The 15,382-nt window shown below is 63.6% G+C and carries 14 protein-coding genes; 11 read left to right on the top strand and 3 right to left on the bottom strand.

Features of this window, described 5'->3' with window-relative positions:
• The first annotated feature begins 58 nt into the window (after nt 1-58).
• Genes pqqC through BUS06_RS13510 form a run of 4 tightly spaced genes read left to right on the top strand, consistent with a single transcriptional unit; the run spans nt 59 to nt 2,997 of the window.
• Entirely contained in the window at nt 59-811 is a 753-nt protein-coding gene (gene pqqC / locus BUS06_RS13495; protein ID WP_143787515.1) for a pyrroloquinoline-quinone synthase PqqC, read from the top strand.
• Nucleotides 808-1,098 carry a pyrroloquinoline quinone biosynthesis peptide chaperone PqqD gene (pqqD, locus tag BUS06_RS13500; RefSeq protein ID WP_074264714.1) on the top strand — a complete coding sequence of 97 codons (291 nt, stop codon included), beginning with the start codon at nt 808-810 and terminating at the stop codon, nt 1,096-1,098. The genes pqqC and pqqD overlap by 4 nt, the downstream gene beginning before the upstream one ends.
• Nucleotides 1,099-1,102: 4 nt before the next feature.
• On the top strand, nt 1,103-2,332 hold the full coding sequence (pqqE, locus tag BUS06_RS13505; protein ID WP_074264715.1) for a pyrroloquinoline quinone biosynthesis protein PqqE: 1,230 nt from the start codon (nt 1,103-1,105) through the stop codon (nt 2,330-2,332).
• Nucleotides 2,333-2,334: 2 nt separating this feature from the next.
• On the top strand, nt 2,335-2,997 hold the full coding sequence (locus BUS06_RS13510; RefSeq protein WP_074264716.1) for a response regulator: 663 nt from the start codon (nt 2,335-2,337) through the stop codon (nt 2,995-2,997).
• Here the strand turns inward: BUS06_RS13510 and BUS06_RS13515 are convergent.
• Nucleotides 2,967-3,986, bottom strand: a complete 1,020-nt coding sequence (locus BUS06_RS13515; RefSeq protein ID WP_074264717.1) for a histidine kinase — start codon at nt 3,984-3,986, stop codon at nt 2,967-2,969. The two genes, BUS06_RS13510 and BUS06_RS13515, sit on opposite strands and share 31 nt — an antisense overlap.
• 217 nt (nt 3,987-4,203) lie before the next feature.
• Between BUS06_RS13515 and BUS06_RS13520 the strand changes: the two genes are divergently transcribed.
• Complete coding sequence (locus BUS06_RS13520; RefSeq protein ID WP_074266085.1) at nt 4,204-6,564, top strand: TonB-dependent receptor; 2,361 nt, start codon at nt 4,204-4,206, stop codon at nt 6,562-6,564.
• On the opposite strand, the gene BUS06_RS13525 is transcribed toward BUS06_RS13520, so the two are convergent.
• On the bottom strand, nt 6,561-7,730 hold the full coding sequence (locus BUS06_RS13525) for a YVTN family beta-propeller repeat protein (protein WP_074264718.1): 1,170 nt from the start codon (nt 7,728-7,730) through the stop codon (nt 6,561-6,563). The two genes, BUS06_RS13520 and BUS06_RS13525, sit on opposite strands and share 4 nt — an antisense overlap.
• A 237-nt stretch (nt 7,731-7,967) precedes the next feature.
• On the opposite strand from BUS06_RS13525, the gene BUS06_RS13530 reads away from it, so the two are divergent.
• Together BUS06_RS13530 and gph are read left to right on the top strand one after the other, a co-directional pair.
• Nucleotides 7,968-8,732, top strand: coding sequence for an HAD family hydrolase (locus BUS06_RS13530; protein ID WP_074264719.1), 765 nt, complete (start codon nt 7,968-7,970; stop codon nt 8,730-8,732).
• Nucleotides 8,729-9,451: a phosphoglycolate phosphatase gene (gph, locus tag BUS06_RS13535; RefSeq protein ID WP_074264720.1), complete on the top strand. Its 723-nt coding sequence runs from the start codon at nt 8,729-8,731 to the stop codon at nt 9,449-9,451. The genes BUS06_RS13530 and gph overlap by 4 nt, the downstream gene beginning before the upstream one ends.
• A gap of 42 nt (nt 9,452-9,493) precedes the next feature.
• Here gph and BUS06_RS13540 read toward each other — a convergent pair whose 3' ends face one another.
• Nucleotides 9,494-10,222: a FadR/GntR family transcriptional regulator gene (locus BUS06_RS13540; protein ID WP_074264721.1), complete on the bottom strand. Its 729-nt coding sequence runs from the start codon at nt 10,220-10,222 to the stop codon at nt 9,494-9,496.
• A gap of 405 nt (nt 10,223-10,627) precedes the next feature.
• On the opposite strand from BUS06_RS13540, the gene BUS06_RS13545 reads away from it, so the two are divergent.
• Genes BUS06_RS13545 through BUS06_RS13560 form a run of 4 tightly spaced genes read left to right on the top strand, consistent with a single transcriptional unit; the run spans nt 10,628 to nt 15,334 of the window.
• On the top strand, nt 10,628-11,755 hold the full coding sequence (locus BUS06_RS13545; protein ID WP_074264722.1) for a sugar ABC transporter substrate-binding protein: 1,128 nt from the start codon (nt 10,628-10,630) through the stop codon (nt 11,753-11,755).
• Between the two features lie 56 nt (nt 11,756-11,811).
• Nucleotides 11,812-13,374 carry a sugar ABC transporter ATP-binding protein gene (locus BUS06_RS13550; protein WP_074264723.1) on the top strand — a complete coding sequence of 521 codons (1,563 nt, stop codon included), beginning with the start codon at nt 11,812-11,814 and terminating at the stop codon, nt 13,372-13,374.
• Nucleotides 13,371-14,351: an ABC transporter permease gene (locus BUS06_RS13555; RefSeq protein WP_074264724.1), complete on the top strand. Its 981-nt coding sequence runs from the start codon at nt 13,371-13,373 to the stop codon at nt 14,349-14,351. The genes BUS06_RS13550 and BUS06_RS13555 overlap by 4 nt, the downstream gene beginning before the upstream one ends.
• Nucleotides 14,348-15,334 (top strand): ABC transporter permease, encoded by a 987-nt coding sequence (locus BUS06_RS13560; RefSeq protein WP_074264725.1) that lies wholly within the window; start codon nt 14,348-14,350, stop codon nt 15,332-15,334. The genes BUS06_RS13555 and BUS06_RS13560 overlap by 4 nt, the downstream gene beginning before the upstream one ends.
• The last annotated feature ends 48 nt before the right edge of the window (nt 15,335-15,382 follow it).

Consider the following 15,382-nt stretch of genomic DNA (forward strand, 5'->3'; position numbering starts at 1 on the left):
GGCTGCGAAGCCAGGCTGGAGTCTGAAAACGCAGCGATAAAGTACAAACGGAGAGGGCATGAACGCAAAAGACATCTTGGGTACGGCGCCGCAGCAGGGTGAAGGGACGAGCGCAGATGGCAGCCAGCCCGCCTGGACCCGCGAGGAATTCGAAGCACAGTTGCGCGCGAAAGGCACGGCGTATCACATCCATCATCCATTCAACGTCAAGATGAATAGTGGCGGCTGCTCGCGCGAACAGATTCGCGGCTGGGTCGCCAATCGCTTCTATTACCAGATCAATATTCCGTTAAAGGATGCTGCCGTGCTGTCGAACTGCCCGGATCGCGAAACGCGCCGCCGCTGGGTGCTGCGTATTCTCGATCACGACGGCTATGGCGACGAGGAAGGCGGTATCGAAACATGGGCGCGTCTTGGCGACGCAGTCGGCCTGTCGCGCGACGACCTGTGGTCGTTGAAGCAGGTGACGCCCGGCGTGTGCTTCGCCGTCGACGCCTATGTGAATTTCGCGCGCCGCGCACCGTGGCAGGAATCGGTCTGCTCGTCGCTTACCGAAATGTTCGCGCCTCAGGTGCATCGCGACCGGCTCGCTAGCTGGCCGGAACACTATCCATGGATCGAGCCTTCGGGTCTTGCGTATTTCCGCTCGCGCATTTCGCTTGCCCAGCGCGACGTGCAGCACGGGCTCGAAGTCACGCTCGATCATTTCACGCGGCGCGAGCAGCAGGAACGCGCGCTAGAAATCCTGCAATTCAAGCTCGACATCCTGTGGACCATGCTCGATTCGATCGAAAAGGCTTTCCCGCAATGAACGACCAGCCACGCGCCGGCGGCGCCACGCCAACCGCCGATTGTCTGACGATCAGCAAGCTCTTTCGCCTGCAATGGGAGCCGGCTCAGAACGCTCACGTGCTGCTCTATCCCGAGGGCATGGTGAAGCTCAATCAGAGCGCGGGAGAGATTCTCAAGCGTTGCGACGGCACGCGCGATATGAATGCGCTGATTGCCGACCTGGAGCAGGCGTTCAACACGACTGGGCTCGGTCCTGAAGTGCGCGCGTTCGTCGCCGACGCGCAGTCGCGCGGCTGGCTGGAGTAGCGCCATGACGGACCTGTCACAACCTGCTGCCGCTGCCCAGTCTCAAGCAGTCCCAAACGGGATCCCGCTGCCGCTCTGGCTGCTTGCGGAGTTGACGTATCGCTGCCCGCTGCACTGCGCGTTCTGCTACAACCCGATCGACTACACGGATCACAGCCGCGAACTCAGCACGCAGCAGTGGCTCGGCGTGTTACGTGAGGCGCGCGCGCTCGGCGCCGCGCAACTCGGGTTTTCAGGCGGCGAACCGCTCGTGCGCGACGATCTCGAAGTGCTCGTGGGCGAGGCGCGCAAGCTCGGTTTTTATACGAATCTGATCACTTCAGGTGTCGGTCTCACCGATAAGCGTCTCGACGACCTGCAGGCAGCCGGCCTCGACCATATCCAGTTGTCGTTCCAGGATTCGACCCAGCAGCTAAACGACTTCCTCAGCAGCACCCGCACCTTCGAGCTGAAACAACGTGTGGCCGCGTCGATCAAACGGCACGGCTTTCCGATGGTGCTCAATTGCGTGCTGCATCGCTACAACCTGCCGCACGTCGACAAGATCATCGACATGGCGCTGGCGATGGGCGCCGAGTATCTGGAACTCGCCAATACGCAGTACTACGGCTGGGCGCATCAAAACGAAGCGCAACTGATGCCGACGCGCGAACAGCTCGACGAGGCCGAAGCGGTAGTCGAGCGGTACCGCCGCACGCATGGTGAGCGCTGCAAGATCTTTTTTGTCGTGCCGGACTATTTCGAACGGCGCCCGAAGCGCTGCATGAACGGCTGGGGCTCAGTGTTTCTTGGCGTCGCCCCGGACGGCGCGGCGCTGCCCTGTCACGCCGCGCGCAGTCTGCCCGGTCTCGTGCTGCCGAACGTGAAAGACACCTCGCTGCGCGAGATCTGGTACGAGAGCGACGCGTTCAACCGCTTTCGCGGCCTCGCCTGGATGAAGGAGCCCTGCCGCAGTTGCGACGAAAAGGAACACGACCTCGGCGGCTGTCGTTGCCAGGCGTATATGCTGACGGGCGACCCGGCCAATGCCGATCCGGTCTGCGACAAATCGCCGAAGCACGACACCGTGGTGAAGGTTGTGAGCATGGCACGGCACGCGGCCGCCGCCCCGCCGCACGAGCAGCCGATCCTGTTTCGCAACGACGCCAATTCGCGGCGGCTCGCGTCTGCTGCGGCGAGCGGCGAAACAGGCGGCGAGATGAGCGGCCACGACCACGGCCACACAGGAGGCTGACCATGACAGCCGGAGACATCTCCGTCCTGCTAGTCGACGACCACGCGGTGGTACGGGAAGGTTACCGGCGCCTGCTCGAACTGAATGCCGACGTGCACGTATGCGGCGAGGCGGCCGATGCTGCGCAGGCCTATCAGCGTTTTTGCACGCTGCGGCCCGACGTGGTGGTGATGGACGTTTCGTTGCCGGGCGCAAGCGGCATCGAGGCGATGCGGCGCATGCTCGCGCGTGAACCCGACGCGCGCGTGCTGATCTTCAGCGTGCATGAGGAGGCGATCTTCGTACGCCGCGCGCTCGACGCGGGCGCCCTCGGCTACGTCACCAAGGCCAGTGCGCCCGACGTGCTGGTGGAAGCCGTGCGCAACATCGCCCGGCGCGCGAGCTATCTGAGCCCCGATATCTCGCAGGCGCTCGCGCTGCGCAACGCGTTCAGCGATGGGCCGCCCGGACGGCAGTTATCGGCGCGCGAGTTCGAGGTACTGCGTCTGCTGGTGCAGGGTTATACGCTGCCGAGCATCGCCGAGAAACTGGGACTCAGCCAGAAGACGGTCGCCAATCACCAGTCCGTGATCCGGCAGAAATTCGGCGCCGACAACGGCGTACAACTCGCACAGATGGCGAATCGTCTGGGGCTTCAGTTCACGGGTTCGGCAAGCCCTGCATGAGCGGGCACCCGCGCGCAAAACAGGAATCCGCCTTGCGGCTTGCTCGCCACGTGAAATTCGCCACCTAGCGCCTCGACGCGCTCGCGCATGCCGATCAGGCCAAGTCCGCTGCGAGGCTTCTCGAGATCGGTCCCGGGACCGTCGTCGGCCATCGTGACGACGATCTCGTCAATGCGCCCGGCGTCGTGCCGGTCCTGAGGCTCCCGGGCTTCGCGCGGCGCACGCACCATGAACACTTCCACACGTGAGGTGCGGGCAAACTTCGAGACATTGGTCAGCCCTTCCTGAACGAGCCGGTAAAGCGTGATGGTCAGCGCATCGCTCAGGTCCGCAAAATCCCCTTCGATCGTCAGCGAGAACGACGCATCCGGCAGCCGCTCGCGCCAGCCGTCGACGCAATGCTCGAGCGCGCTCGGCAGGCCGAACTCGTCGAGCCCGATGGGCCGCAAACGCCGGATCATGCCGCCGATCTGCCGATAGACATGGCTCGCACTATGCATCAGACCAAGCGACACGCGATGCACTTCCGGCTCGCGTCCGCTGGACAGATCGCGGATGCGCGCGGCGTCGAGCGAGATCGCATTCAGGTACTGGCCCAGTTCATCGTGCAGTTCGCGCGCCAGATGCTGGCGCTCGTGTTCCTGCGCCTGCAGGGCCTGATTGGCGAGACGCCGGTTGTCGGCGAGCAGGCGTTCGGCCTGCTCCTCCAGCGCGCAACGGCGGCTCAGCTCGCGGCGTGTCTCGCGATAGCGGCGCCATGCGAACCAGGCGAGACAGATGGAGAGCACGCACAGCGTGCCCGGCAATTCGTCGAGCTGGAAGCGCTCGAGGCCTCGCGTCCAGCGATAGGCGCGTTCGCTGAAATCGAATGTCACGCTCAATGCGGCGGCGAGCACCGTCAGCGCGAGCACCCACGCAAGGTCGCGCCGCACCGTCGAATGCGGCGAAACGGGTCGCGCTGAAGAAGGGTTCGAGGGGTCGCTTGCCATCACCTTTGCATCCGTCACGTTTGCATTCTACTCAGGCCGCTCGCACACGGCAGCTTGTTGCGGCGCGTTTGGGAACGTTTCCCCCCGAGATCGGGAAAAGCTCCCGTGCTTCGCGCGGCGGCGTATGCGAAGCTTTACACACAGAAAGAAAGCGCTACGCATGCCGCAACGCGGCTGCGTTATCGAAGATAGCGTCAATCCGGCCGGAGACAAAACCATGAACGTGCCATCCCGCACCCGCCGCCCGCCCCGCTTATCGGACTTACCCCGTTTCCGGCGGCGTGCCGGCTTCACCCTCTGCTTCAGCGGCGCCCTGGCGGGCCTTCCCGCCACGGCGTGGGCTCAGGCCGAAACGACGGCGCCGCCAGTGGCGGCATCGTCCCCTGCGGCCACCGGCGCGATTCCGGGCGGCCCCACGGTGCAGCTCGCGCCCATCGTGGTGGTCGGCACCACACCGCTGCTCGGCATCGGCACGCCCTTGTCGCAAGTGCCTGCCAACGTGCAGACGGTGCGTGCGCAGGACATCGAACGCCAGCACCGTAGCACGCTGGTCGATTACTTCGCGAAGAACCTGCCGAGCGTCGATATCTCCGATGCCCAGGGCAATCCCAATCAGATCAACATCAACTATCGCGGTTTCACCGCATCGCCGCTGCTCGGCACGCCGCAGGGGCTCTCGGTGTTCATGGACGGTGTGCGCATCAACGAGCCTTTCGGCGACGTCGTGAACTGGGATCTGTTTCCGCAGCAGGCGGTCAACACGATCCAGCTGATTCCCGGTTCGAATCCGACCTATGGGCTCAACACGCTCGGCGGGGCGATTTCGATCACGACGAAAAACGGCAAGACCAGCCCCGGCGGCGATGCCGAGGTGACGGCCGGCTCGTGGGGCCGCAAGACTGCCCAGATCGAACAGGGCGGCACGATTGGCGATAATCTGGATTACTACGTGACGGCCGACGCCCAGAACGACGACGGCTGGGCCGAGCGAAATCCAAGCCGGCTGCGCCAGGCCTTCGGCAAGCTACGCTACACCGACGCCGACACCACGCTGTCGTTCTCGGCAGGCGGCGCGGACAACGACCTGCAGGGCACGCAAACCATTCCGCGCTCGTTCCTTGGCAATCCGAAGCAACCCTACACCTACCCGGATCAGAATGAGAACAGCGTCGGCTATGCCACGCTTTCCGGGGATCACTTCTTCAACGACCATGTCGAACTGAGCGGTAACGTCTATTACCGGCAGTTCCTCAACACCAACATTAGCAGCAACAACAACACGGATTTCGGCTCGTTGAATCCGGATGGAACGGTCGATACGCTCCAGGCCACCAACGCGAAATCGACGGTTTCCACCCAGAGCTACGGCGCAAGCCTGCAACTGACCTTGCTCGGGCAGCTCGGCGGCATGCAAAACCAGTTCGTCGCAGGCGTGGCCGCCGACCTCGCCAATTCCCACTACACGGAATCGGAGCAGGATGCGTTTTTCACGCCTACGCGTGCCACGATCGGCGTGGGCAGCTTCTCCCAGCAGACCGATGCCCGAACCCATGACGGCAACTATGGTGTCTATTTCACCGACACCTTGTCCATCACCAGGCAGTGGTCGTTGACGGTGGCGGGCCGCTACAACTGGGCGGAGGCCAACATCGGCGACGAGAGCGGCCAGCAACCGCAACTCGATGGCCACGATACGTTCTCGCGCTTCAATCCGGCCGTCGGCGTCAACTGGAATCCGACCAGCAACTTCACGGCCTACGCGACATACAACGAAGGGATGCGCACGCCGACCGCCATCGAGTTGACCTGTGCGGATCCGGCCGCCCCCTGCTCGCTGCCGAACGATTTCGTCGCGGACCCGGCGCTGCAGCCTGTGATCTCAAAGACCTTCGAGATCGGCGCACGCGGGCGCATCGGCAGCGCCACGAGCTGGAGCGCCGCGGCGTACAGCACGACGCTCGACAACGATATCGAGTTCATCAGCAGCGCGACGAGCACGCAGGGCTTTTTCCAGAACGTCGGGCGGACCCGCCGCCAGGGTGTCGAACTGGCCGGGCGCAGCCAGATGGGGCCAGTCGGCGTGAGCGCCAGTTACAGCTACGTCGACGCCACCTACCGCTCGACCTGGACCGAGAGCAGCCCGAGCAACTCGAGCGCCGACGCCAACGGCAACATCACCGTCAAACCGGGCGACCATATCCCCGGCATTCCGGCGAACACGGTCAAACTGCGGCTCGACTACACGCCGTTTTCGAAGTGGAACATCGGCACCAACCTGACCTGGCGGGGCGGCATCTACGCGCAGGGCGACGAGAACAATCAGGATGTGAACGGCAAGATTTCCGGCTACTTCCTGATCGATCTGGACAGCTCATACCAGGTGACGAAACAGTTGCAGATCTTCGCGACCATATCGAATCTGCTCAACAAGCAGTACGAAAGCTTCGGCGTACTCGGCGAGAACTTCTTCAACGGACCGAATCATACGTTCGACGGCGCGAACCCGATCAACGAACAGTTCGTCGGACCGGGCGCGCCGCGTGGTTTCTACGTCGGCCTGCATTACGCGTGGGACTAGCGCGATTCAATCGATCCGTCGCTGGCAGGATAGGTAACGATGCCCCAGGCCAGCGGCAGTTCGCCGATCTGCTTGATCGGCTGATAGTTCTGCGCATCGAGCACATAGACTGCATCGGAGCGCCCGCACGCCACCAGCAGCTTCGTGCCGTCCGGCGTGAAGCTGAAGTGCCAGCAACGCTGTCCGACCGGGACGTCGGCGATATGCTCGTAGCTGTGTCCGTCGAAAACCTGGACCGTCTTGTCGCGCGCCGCAGCGACGAAGAGCCGCTTGCCATTCGGTCCGAACGCGACCCCGTACGGCCCGAGCTTCGTATCGACGGTCTTGAGGACCTCGAACGTGTGCGCATCGACCGCGACGAACTTGCTGAGCGACTCGAGCGTGACGATATAAACCTTGCCATCCGGCGACAGGCGAATGCCGCGTGGACGGCCGCCCGCCGCGAGCTTCACGGTTCTGACCGGCGCGCCCGTGCGAGCCTGATAGACCGAGATCGTGTCGTCGCCCTCATTGGTAACGAGCATCGACTTGCCGTCGCGTGAAAATTCGATGCCCTCGGTTTCATGGCCGCTCGTCACCGAACGAATCACGTGCCACGTCTTCATATCGACAATCGCGATTTCCGCAGGCGGCTTGCTGGCATCGTCGTCGGCACCCGGTTTGCCATTGCCCGCATTGGCCCCACTCGCCGCGGGCGGACCGCCCTCTTCGCCGGGCTCGTAGGTAACATAGGCGTAGCCGTTGTGCACGCGCACATATTCGGGGTTTTTGCCGATCTTCACACGCTGCACGACCTGGCCCGAAGCCGTGTCGATCACCGCCATGTCGCCGGTATTCTTGTTGGCGACCAGAAGCCGGCTGCCGTCCTTGTTCAGACTCAAGCCGCGCGGGCCGTCTGCGCCGACCGGAAACGTCTTTGTCAGCGACATCTGGTCCAGATCGATCACGCCGACACCGGCCTTCTCGCTCGTCACGTACGCCGTGGGAGCGGCGGCCCAGGCCGTGCTCGCGGCGAACGCGATCGCCGTGACGGCGGTGGCTAACGTCGTGACTGCGGTGGTAACCGAAGTGGCAACCGAGGTGGTAACCGAAGTGGTAACAGCCGGGATGACCGCGAAAGGGAGGAAACGCCTGGGGGTTGTGATACGAAACCGTGTCTCCAGCATTGTTGAACTCCGTAGTAAAAGCGCTGCGCCGCGAAAACTCGCGTCATTCAAGCAAAGTAGTCCATCGGGTGACCGTTTGACAACGGGCATCGGACGGGAGATTTTCCCGAATTGATGCGGTAGGCGCTCGCCGCGACAAATTAAAGGATGTCTTATCGGAGTCGAAAGAATTTCTGAATTCAAACCGGCACCTGTCTCCGCTATCGTGACTGCGTGAACCAGCGAGAGGACCGGACCATGCACGCCTTGATCTTCGACGTCGACGGCACGCTTGCCGATACCGAGACCGTCCATCTGCAGGCCTTCAATGCCGCATTCGCCGAAGCCGGTCTCGACTGGTTCTGGGACGAGGCGCTCTATACGCGTCTTCTCAAGGTGGCGGGCGGCAAGGAGCGCCTGCTGCGTTACTGGCACGTCGCCGATCCGGAAGAAGGGGACGGCATGCGCGTGAGCGAGGTGATCGACGCCGTGCATGCTATCAAGACCCGTCATTACGCAGCGCGCGTGCGGGATGGCGGGTTGCCCTTGCGGCCTGGCATTGCGCGTCTGATTGGCGAGGCGCAGGCCGCCGCCCTTCCCGTGGCAATCGCAACCACCACCACGCCAGCAAACCTCGACGCCCTGCTGCAAGCGCCGTTCGGCCCTGCATGGCGCACCCGCTTTGCCGCCATCTGCGATGCCGGCACGACCCGCACGAAGAAACCCTCGCCCGACGTCTACTTCGACGTGCTTCGGCAACTCGGGCTGAAAGGCGCGGACTGCGTTGCCTTCGAGGACTCCGCGAATGGGCTGCGCGCGGCACGCGCAGCCGGTGTCCCGACGGTCGTGACGCCGACCGCGTACACGTCGCAGGATGACTTCGACGGCGCGTTGGCCGTGCTGCCTCACCTGGGCGAGCCCCATGCGCCGGTTCCTTCGTCTGTGCCGGATGAACCGGCCGGCTGGGTCGACCTGGCCACCTTGCGTCAGTGGCATCGCCACGCGCTTGCCGAGCTGGCATGAGTGCGCAGCGGAAGTCTTTCGTGACCGGCATGCGCCCCAGCGCCGTGCTGGTCGATCTGGACGGCACGATGGTCGACACCGCGCCGGACATCGTCGAGGCGGTCAACCGCATGCTCCACGAACTCGCTACGGCGCCGTTGCCTTTCGCGACGGTCAGCGGCTTTATCGGCAAGGGCGTGCCCAACCTGGTTCGACGCTCGCTGGAAGCGGCTGGGCTGGATCGGCGAGTCGACGCGGACCATGCCCTGAACGTGTTCCATCGCCACTATGTGCGGACCAATGGACGCCTCGGCCATGTTTTTCCCCACGTGGCCGCCGGTCTTGGTGAACTGCAGCGGCTTGGATACCGGCTTGCCTGCGTCACCAACAAGCCGCAGGAACTGGCCGCGCGGCTCCTGCTCACGACCGGGCTCGCCCGCTATCTCGACGTGCTGGTTGCCGGGGACTCAATCGCCAGAATGAAGCCCGATCCCGAACCGTTGTGGCACGCGTGCCGGTTGCTCGACGTGGCGCCTGAAAACAGCGTGTTGGTCGGCGATTCTCCGGTCGACGTAATTGCCGCGCGGGCGGCCGGCCTGCCGGTGTTCATTGTGACCTATGGTTATGCCGGATCGGACGGCCCGGCGGCCCTGGAATGCGATGGTTTGATCGATTCGCTCGCGGCCATGCCGGCGATTCTTGCACTCCGCAAGTGCTCGTCTGACGCTGTGAGGCTGTAACACGAGCCACTCCGCCGCGCCGGCTGGAATGGGAAAATCGGGCTAGCGCCAGGCCTTCGTGAATTCGCCGATCACGCGCGCGAGATGCGCCTGCATTGCCGTGCGCGCAGCGGTCGCGTCGCGCGCCATGATGGCCGAAAAGATGCGCTGATGATCTTCCTGTGAAGCTACCCGCAACGCGGGCGTATGGAAGTGCTCCTCGATCTTTTTCCACAGCGGGTCGGCCCGGGAGTTGTCCCACATCGCGGTGACCACGAGGCGGAGCACTTCGTTTCCCGTCGCCCGCGCTATCGAGAGATGAAACTCGCGATCGGCCGCTTCGTTCGCGGCCTTGTCGTCCATGTTTTCTCGCATCGCGCGTAAGGCTGCGAAGATCCGGTCGAGGTCCGAATCCTTGCGTTCGGTCGCGGCGAGCGCCGCGATCTCGCTTTCGATCACCACCCGCGCGCGCAGCGTCTCGATCGGGCCTGGTCCACGCGGTAGTTCGAATGAGACTGAGCGCGCCTCGGGTGCTTCGGCCACATAGATGCCCGAGCCTACACGCACCTCGACCACGCCTTGCACTTCCAGCGCGATGATCGCTTCCCTCACCTGCGTGCGGCTCACCCCGAAACGCTCGGCAAGCGTGCGCTCGGAAGGCAGGCGGGCACGCGGCCCGACGTCGCCGCCCTCGATCAGATCGTAGATCTGTTTTGCCAGCCCGACATAGGAACGGTCGGCCGCGTCCGCGTCGGCGGCGCGGCCGGGTGGCGTGTGCGAAAGATCGGCCATCCAGGATTCCCGAAATCGTCGAAGCCGTCTGGTGGCGGCTAAAGTTCGCCAAAATGGTACACCAATTTGATGTCACGCCGTGTCTTCGTGCCGCAGGCTTCGGCCGTCAAGCGCATGACCGGCGCGGGTTTCAGCCCGATTGGGTGGTGCGTCGGGCGCACTGGTAAACCACTATCGCGCGCGGATTGGTATGCCAGTACTGTCGAATAGGGAACGTAGGCGCATCCTTCGTTTTGCCTCGAGGAGACGTCTTTGAAGAGGTCATTCCGTTGATCGGCGAGTCCGATTCAGTCCCGCTGTAGCACGTCCGCAAGATTCCCTGCGATACGCACACCGTGTCGGTCATTCCCGACAAGCCATGTGCGCTGGCAATCGGTAAGTTCAATCCAACAGACAGGAGACAACATGCTTTCAGGAATCCAGGTGCTTCGAGCGGCGGCGACCGCGACATTGGCGCTGTGCGCAAGCACGGCTTTCGCGCAGGCATCGATCGTTCCCGGGCCGCCCAGCGATCCCACATGCATGGTCCCATGGAAGAGCGACACGAAGTTCGTCAAATATCCGAAGAAGAGCGGGCCCTACCGGATCGCGCTGGTGAACGGCTATATCGCGAACACCTGGCGTATCCAGATGATCAAGACGGCCAAGGCCTACACGGCGCAACCGGCCGTCGCCGCCAGGCTCAAGGAATTCAAGGTCGTCTCGACCGGCGAAGACGTGCCGGCGCAAATCTCGGCCGTCAACAACTTCATCGATGCCGGCTATGACGCGATCATCGTCGACGCGCAGAATCCCGCCTCGTTCGGACCCGCGATCCGTCGCGCGAAGAAGGCCGGTGTCGTGCTGATCGCGTTCGACAATACGCTCGACAGCGAGGACGCGATCAACGTCGACGTCGACCAGTATGGGCTCGGCGTGCTGTGGGCCAACTGGCTGGCCTCCCATGTGTCGAACGGAGGCAAGGTGCTCGAGATTCGCGGGGTGGCGGGCACATCGGTCGATACCGACCGGCACAATGGCTTCCAGAATACGTTGAACGCAACCGGCAAGAAGTGGAACGTTGTCCAGGTCTACGGCAAGTGGGACGACGGCGTCGCGCAGAAGGCCGTGGCCGACGCGATTGCCGTGCAGGGCCATTTCGATGGCATCTCCGCGCAAGGCGGCGACACCGGTGTCGTGCGCGCGATGCTCGACGCGAAACATCCTTTCGTGCCGTTCGGCGGCGAAACGGAGAACGGCTTTCGCAAGCTCTGTGCGCAGTATGGGAACCAGGGCCTGAAGTGCACGTCGGCGGGTAGCGGTCCCGCGCAGGTGGCCGTGGCGATCAAGACGGCGCTCGCTGCACTGGACGGCCAGACGATTCCGGTCGCGATCAAGCTGCCGCTCGACGTCACCGACGATTCGAAACTGAAAGCAGGTGTCAACTATTTCCCGGATGAGTCCGATAACTTCTTCGTCGGCAACTCGTTTCCGACTTGCGGCATCAATTTCTCGGCGCAGGAAATCATGAAGCAGAGCCAGGGCAACCAGTGATCGGGTTGGTTCTGTGACGTGACGGCAACCACCTTGCATGGGATCGGAGACCAAGCATGCGGCAGGACGAGGAGCAGCCGTTCTTTCAGATGTCCGGCGTGTCGAAAAGCTACGGCGGCGCCGTCGCGCTGGATAGCGCGGATCTCGCGGTGAAGAGCGGCCGCATCCATGCGGTCCTCGGCGAGAACGGCGCGGGCAAGTCCACGCTGCTGAAGGTGATGTCCGGCGTCGTGCAACCTGACGAGGGAACCATGCACCTCGACGGTCGTCAGGTCTCCTTCGCGTCGCCCTCCGAGGCGAACGCAGCCGGCATCGTCTGCGTGTATCAGGAGCTCTCGCTGATCCCTGATCTGAGCGTGGCGGACAATATCTTCGCTTCGAATCCGCCGCGACGCTTCGGCATGATCGACCGCCGGACCCAGCGTCGCCAGGCCGAGGAAGCGCTCGCCCGCGCAGGCGCGGCCGACATCAATCCGCTCGCGAAAGTCCGCGACCTGCCGCTGTCGCGCCAGCAGATGGTCGAGCTCGCGAAGGGGCTGGCGCACGAGCCGCGCATCCTGATCCTCGACGAGGCCACGTCGGCCCTGACCGCGGCCGACGTGGCGCGTGTCATTGAAGTGCTCAAACGTCTGCGCGACGAGGGACTCGCGATACTCTTCATCTCCCACCGGATGCACGAGGTCAAGGCTCTCGCGGACGAATGCACGGTGTATCGCAACGGCCGTCATGTGATGAGCTTCGAGGCGGGCACGCGTACCGACAATGACGTTGTCGAAATGATGATTGGCCGGAAATATCAGCACGCCTTCCCGGATAAACCCGCGGACGAGCCCGGGCGGCGCCTCGCCGCCGAACCGGTTCTCGCCTGTCGTGATCTCGCGTGGAACGACACGCTGCAAGGCATCAGCTTTTCGCTGAAGCCCGGTGAAATTCTCGGGCTCGGCGGCCTCGACGGACAAGGTCAGCGCGAACTGCTGCTCGCCCTATTCGGCGTGTTGCGCGGCTGCACGGGCAAGATCGAGATCGACGGCGAAGCCGTGTCGATCACGAGCCCCGTGGTCGCGCGCGCCAACCAGATCGGTATGGCGCTGATTCCGGAGGACCGCAAAACCGAAGGGCTGATGCTGCCGATGTCGGTGCGCGAGAACCTGTCGTTTGCCGCGCTCGATCGCATGTCCACCGCAGGCGTGATCGATCGCGATCGCCAGCAGTCGTTCGTCGACCGGATGATGGAGCTCCTCGCGATCAAGTCGTTCAGCGTCGATGCGGCTGTGGGTTCGCTGTCGGGCGGCAATCAGCAGAAGGTAGTCATCGCGAAGTGGCTGATCCGGCAGCCAAGAATCCTGCTGCTCAGCGATCCGACGCGCGGCATCGACGTCGGCACCAAGCAGGAGATCTATCAATTGCTCAGGCGTCTCGCCGACGAAGGCGCCGCGATCGTTTTCTATTCGACCGACTATGACGAGCTGATCGGCTGCTGCGATCGCGTGCTCGTTCTCTACGAAGGCAGGATCAAGAAGGAACTTGCCGGGCCGGAGATCACAGAGCAGAACCTGATTGCAAGTGCACTGGACCTGCCCGTCGGCCAGGTTTCGCCTTCCACGGGAGTCGCGCTATGAGCGGGCTGCGTTACTGGTATGCGGAAAATCGCGGGACGACGTTCGCGTTCGGCCTGTTCGTGCTGATGTTCGCGATCTATCTCTTCAACTATCCATCGACGTTGTCGTCCAATGTCTTTCAGACGGCAGCGAACAAGGCGGTATTGCTGGCGCTGGTGTCGATGGGCCAGGCGCTGGTCGTGCTGACCGCTGGCATCGACCTGTCGATCGGCATGACGCTCGTGCTGACGAATTGCGTCGGATCGTGGATCGTCACCGGCGATGCGCTGCACAGCGCGCTCGGCATCGTCGGCGTGCTCGCGGTCGGCGCGCTGTGCGGCGCGCTCAACGGCATCATCATCATTTTCGGCCGTCTGCAGCCGATCGTGACGACGATCGCGACGGGCGCCGTCTATTATGGGCTGGCGCTACTGCTGCGCCCGGTTCCCGGCGGATCGATCAACGAGGACCTCGCCGACGCACTGACCGGCAAGGTCACCGGCGGCGTGCCGGCGAGCCTGCTGATTCTGCTCGCGACTGTGGTGATCGTCTGGATTCCTTTCAAACGCTCGGTAATCGGGCGCGCGGCGTACGCGACCGGCTCGTCCGAGTCCGCGGCTTTTCTGTCCGGCATGCCGATCCAGCGCGCGAAGTTCGCGAGCTATACGCTGGCTGGCCTGCTCGCCGCGATCGGCGGCCTCTTTCTGACGTTCTTCACGGACACGGGAGAAGCGAGCCTCGGCAGTGCCAACTCCTATGCGTTGTTCTCGATCGCCGCCGTGGTCATCGGCGGCGTGTCGCTGCTCGGCGGCAAAGGCAGCGCGATCGGCGCGATCTTCGGCGCATTTGCATTCCGCTCCATCGGCGACCTGCTGTTCGTGTTCAACGTCGATGCGCTCTGGCAGCCGCTCTTTCAGGGTGTGATTCTGCTGCTCGCTGTCGCGATCGGAGCATGCGGGCTATTCAGGGTGCGCAACCGTCTGGAGTCGTTTCAATGAGCGACGTTTCCGCAAGCAGCCGGAGCACGTTCCTGTCGAGGCTCACGCGCAAAGTCGATCGTCCGATCGTCATCGCGTTCGCGTGCATCGTCGCGCTGCTGCTCGTCGGCGGGATGTATTCGCGCAGCTTCATGTCGCCGGAATACATTCTGCTGCAGCTGAAGGTGGGCGCGTTCCTCGGCATCATCGCGACCGGCCTGATGATGGTGATACTTCTCGGCCACATCGACCTGTCGCTGCCGTGGACAATCACGGTCGGCGCGATGATGGCGTGCGCCGTCGCGGGACATGGCGAACTCGGGGGCATCCTCGCGATTCCGGTTGGGATCGGTTGCGGCGTGCTGATCGGCATCGTCAACGGCATCCTTGTCGCGCTGCTGCGCATTCCGTCCATGATTGCGACGCTCGCAACCAATGCGGTCGCGCAAGGCATCATGATCGTCTACACGGGGGGATCGTCGCCACAGGATTCCGCGCCGCACGCGATGCGATGGCTCGCGGCGGGCTGGCTCGTGCCGGGCGTGCCGAATGCCGTCGCGCTGTGGGTGCTGATCGGCACCGCCACGATATTCCTGCTGTCGCGCACCACCTTTGGCCGCACGCTGTACGCGATCGGCAATACGGAACGCGCGGCATATCTTTCAGGCATCAATACGCGGCTCGTGACAGTGGCCGCTTTCGCCGTGTGCAGCGGATTCGCCGCGTTCGGCGGCGTGCTGCTCGCGGGTTATGCATCGAAAGCGGCGCAGTCGATGGGCGATGCTTACCTGTTGCCGGCGATCGCGGCGGTCGTGCTTGGAGGCACGTCGATTCTGGGCGGCCGCGGTTCGTACCTCGGCACGGTCGCCGGCGCGATCCTCATCACGCTGCTGCAGTCGATCCTCTCGGTCGCGCAGATGCCAGAGGCAGGACGGCAGATTATCTACGGCGTGGTGATCGCGGCGATGCTGCTCCTGTATGGGCGCAGCAAGCGGGAGGCGTAGGAGCAAGCGGTGGTCGATTGCTGTTCGCGGCGCGGGCTTTACGCGTCG

The sequence above is a fragment of the Paraburkholderia phenazinium genome (assembly GCF_900141745.1).
GTDB classification, from domain to species: Bacteria; Pseudomonadota; Gammaproteobacteria; order Burkholderiales; family Burkholderiaceae; genus Paraburkholderia; species Paraburkholderia phenazinium_B.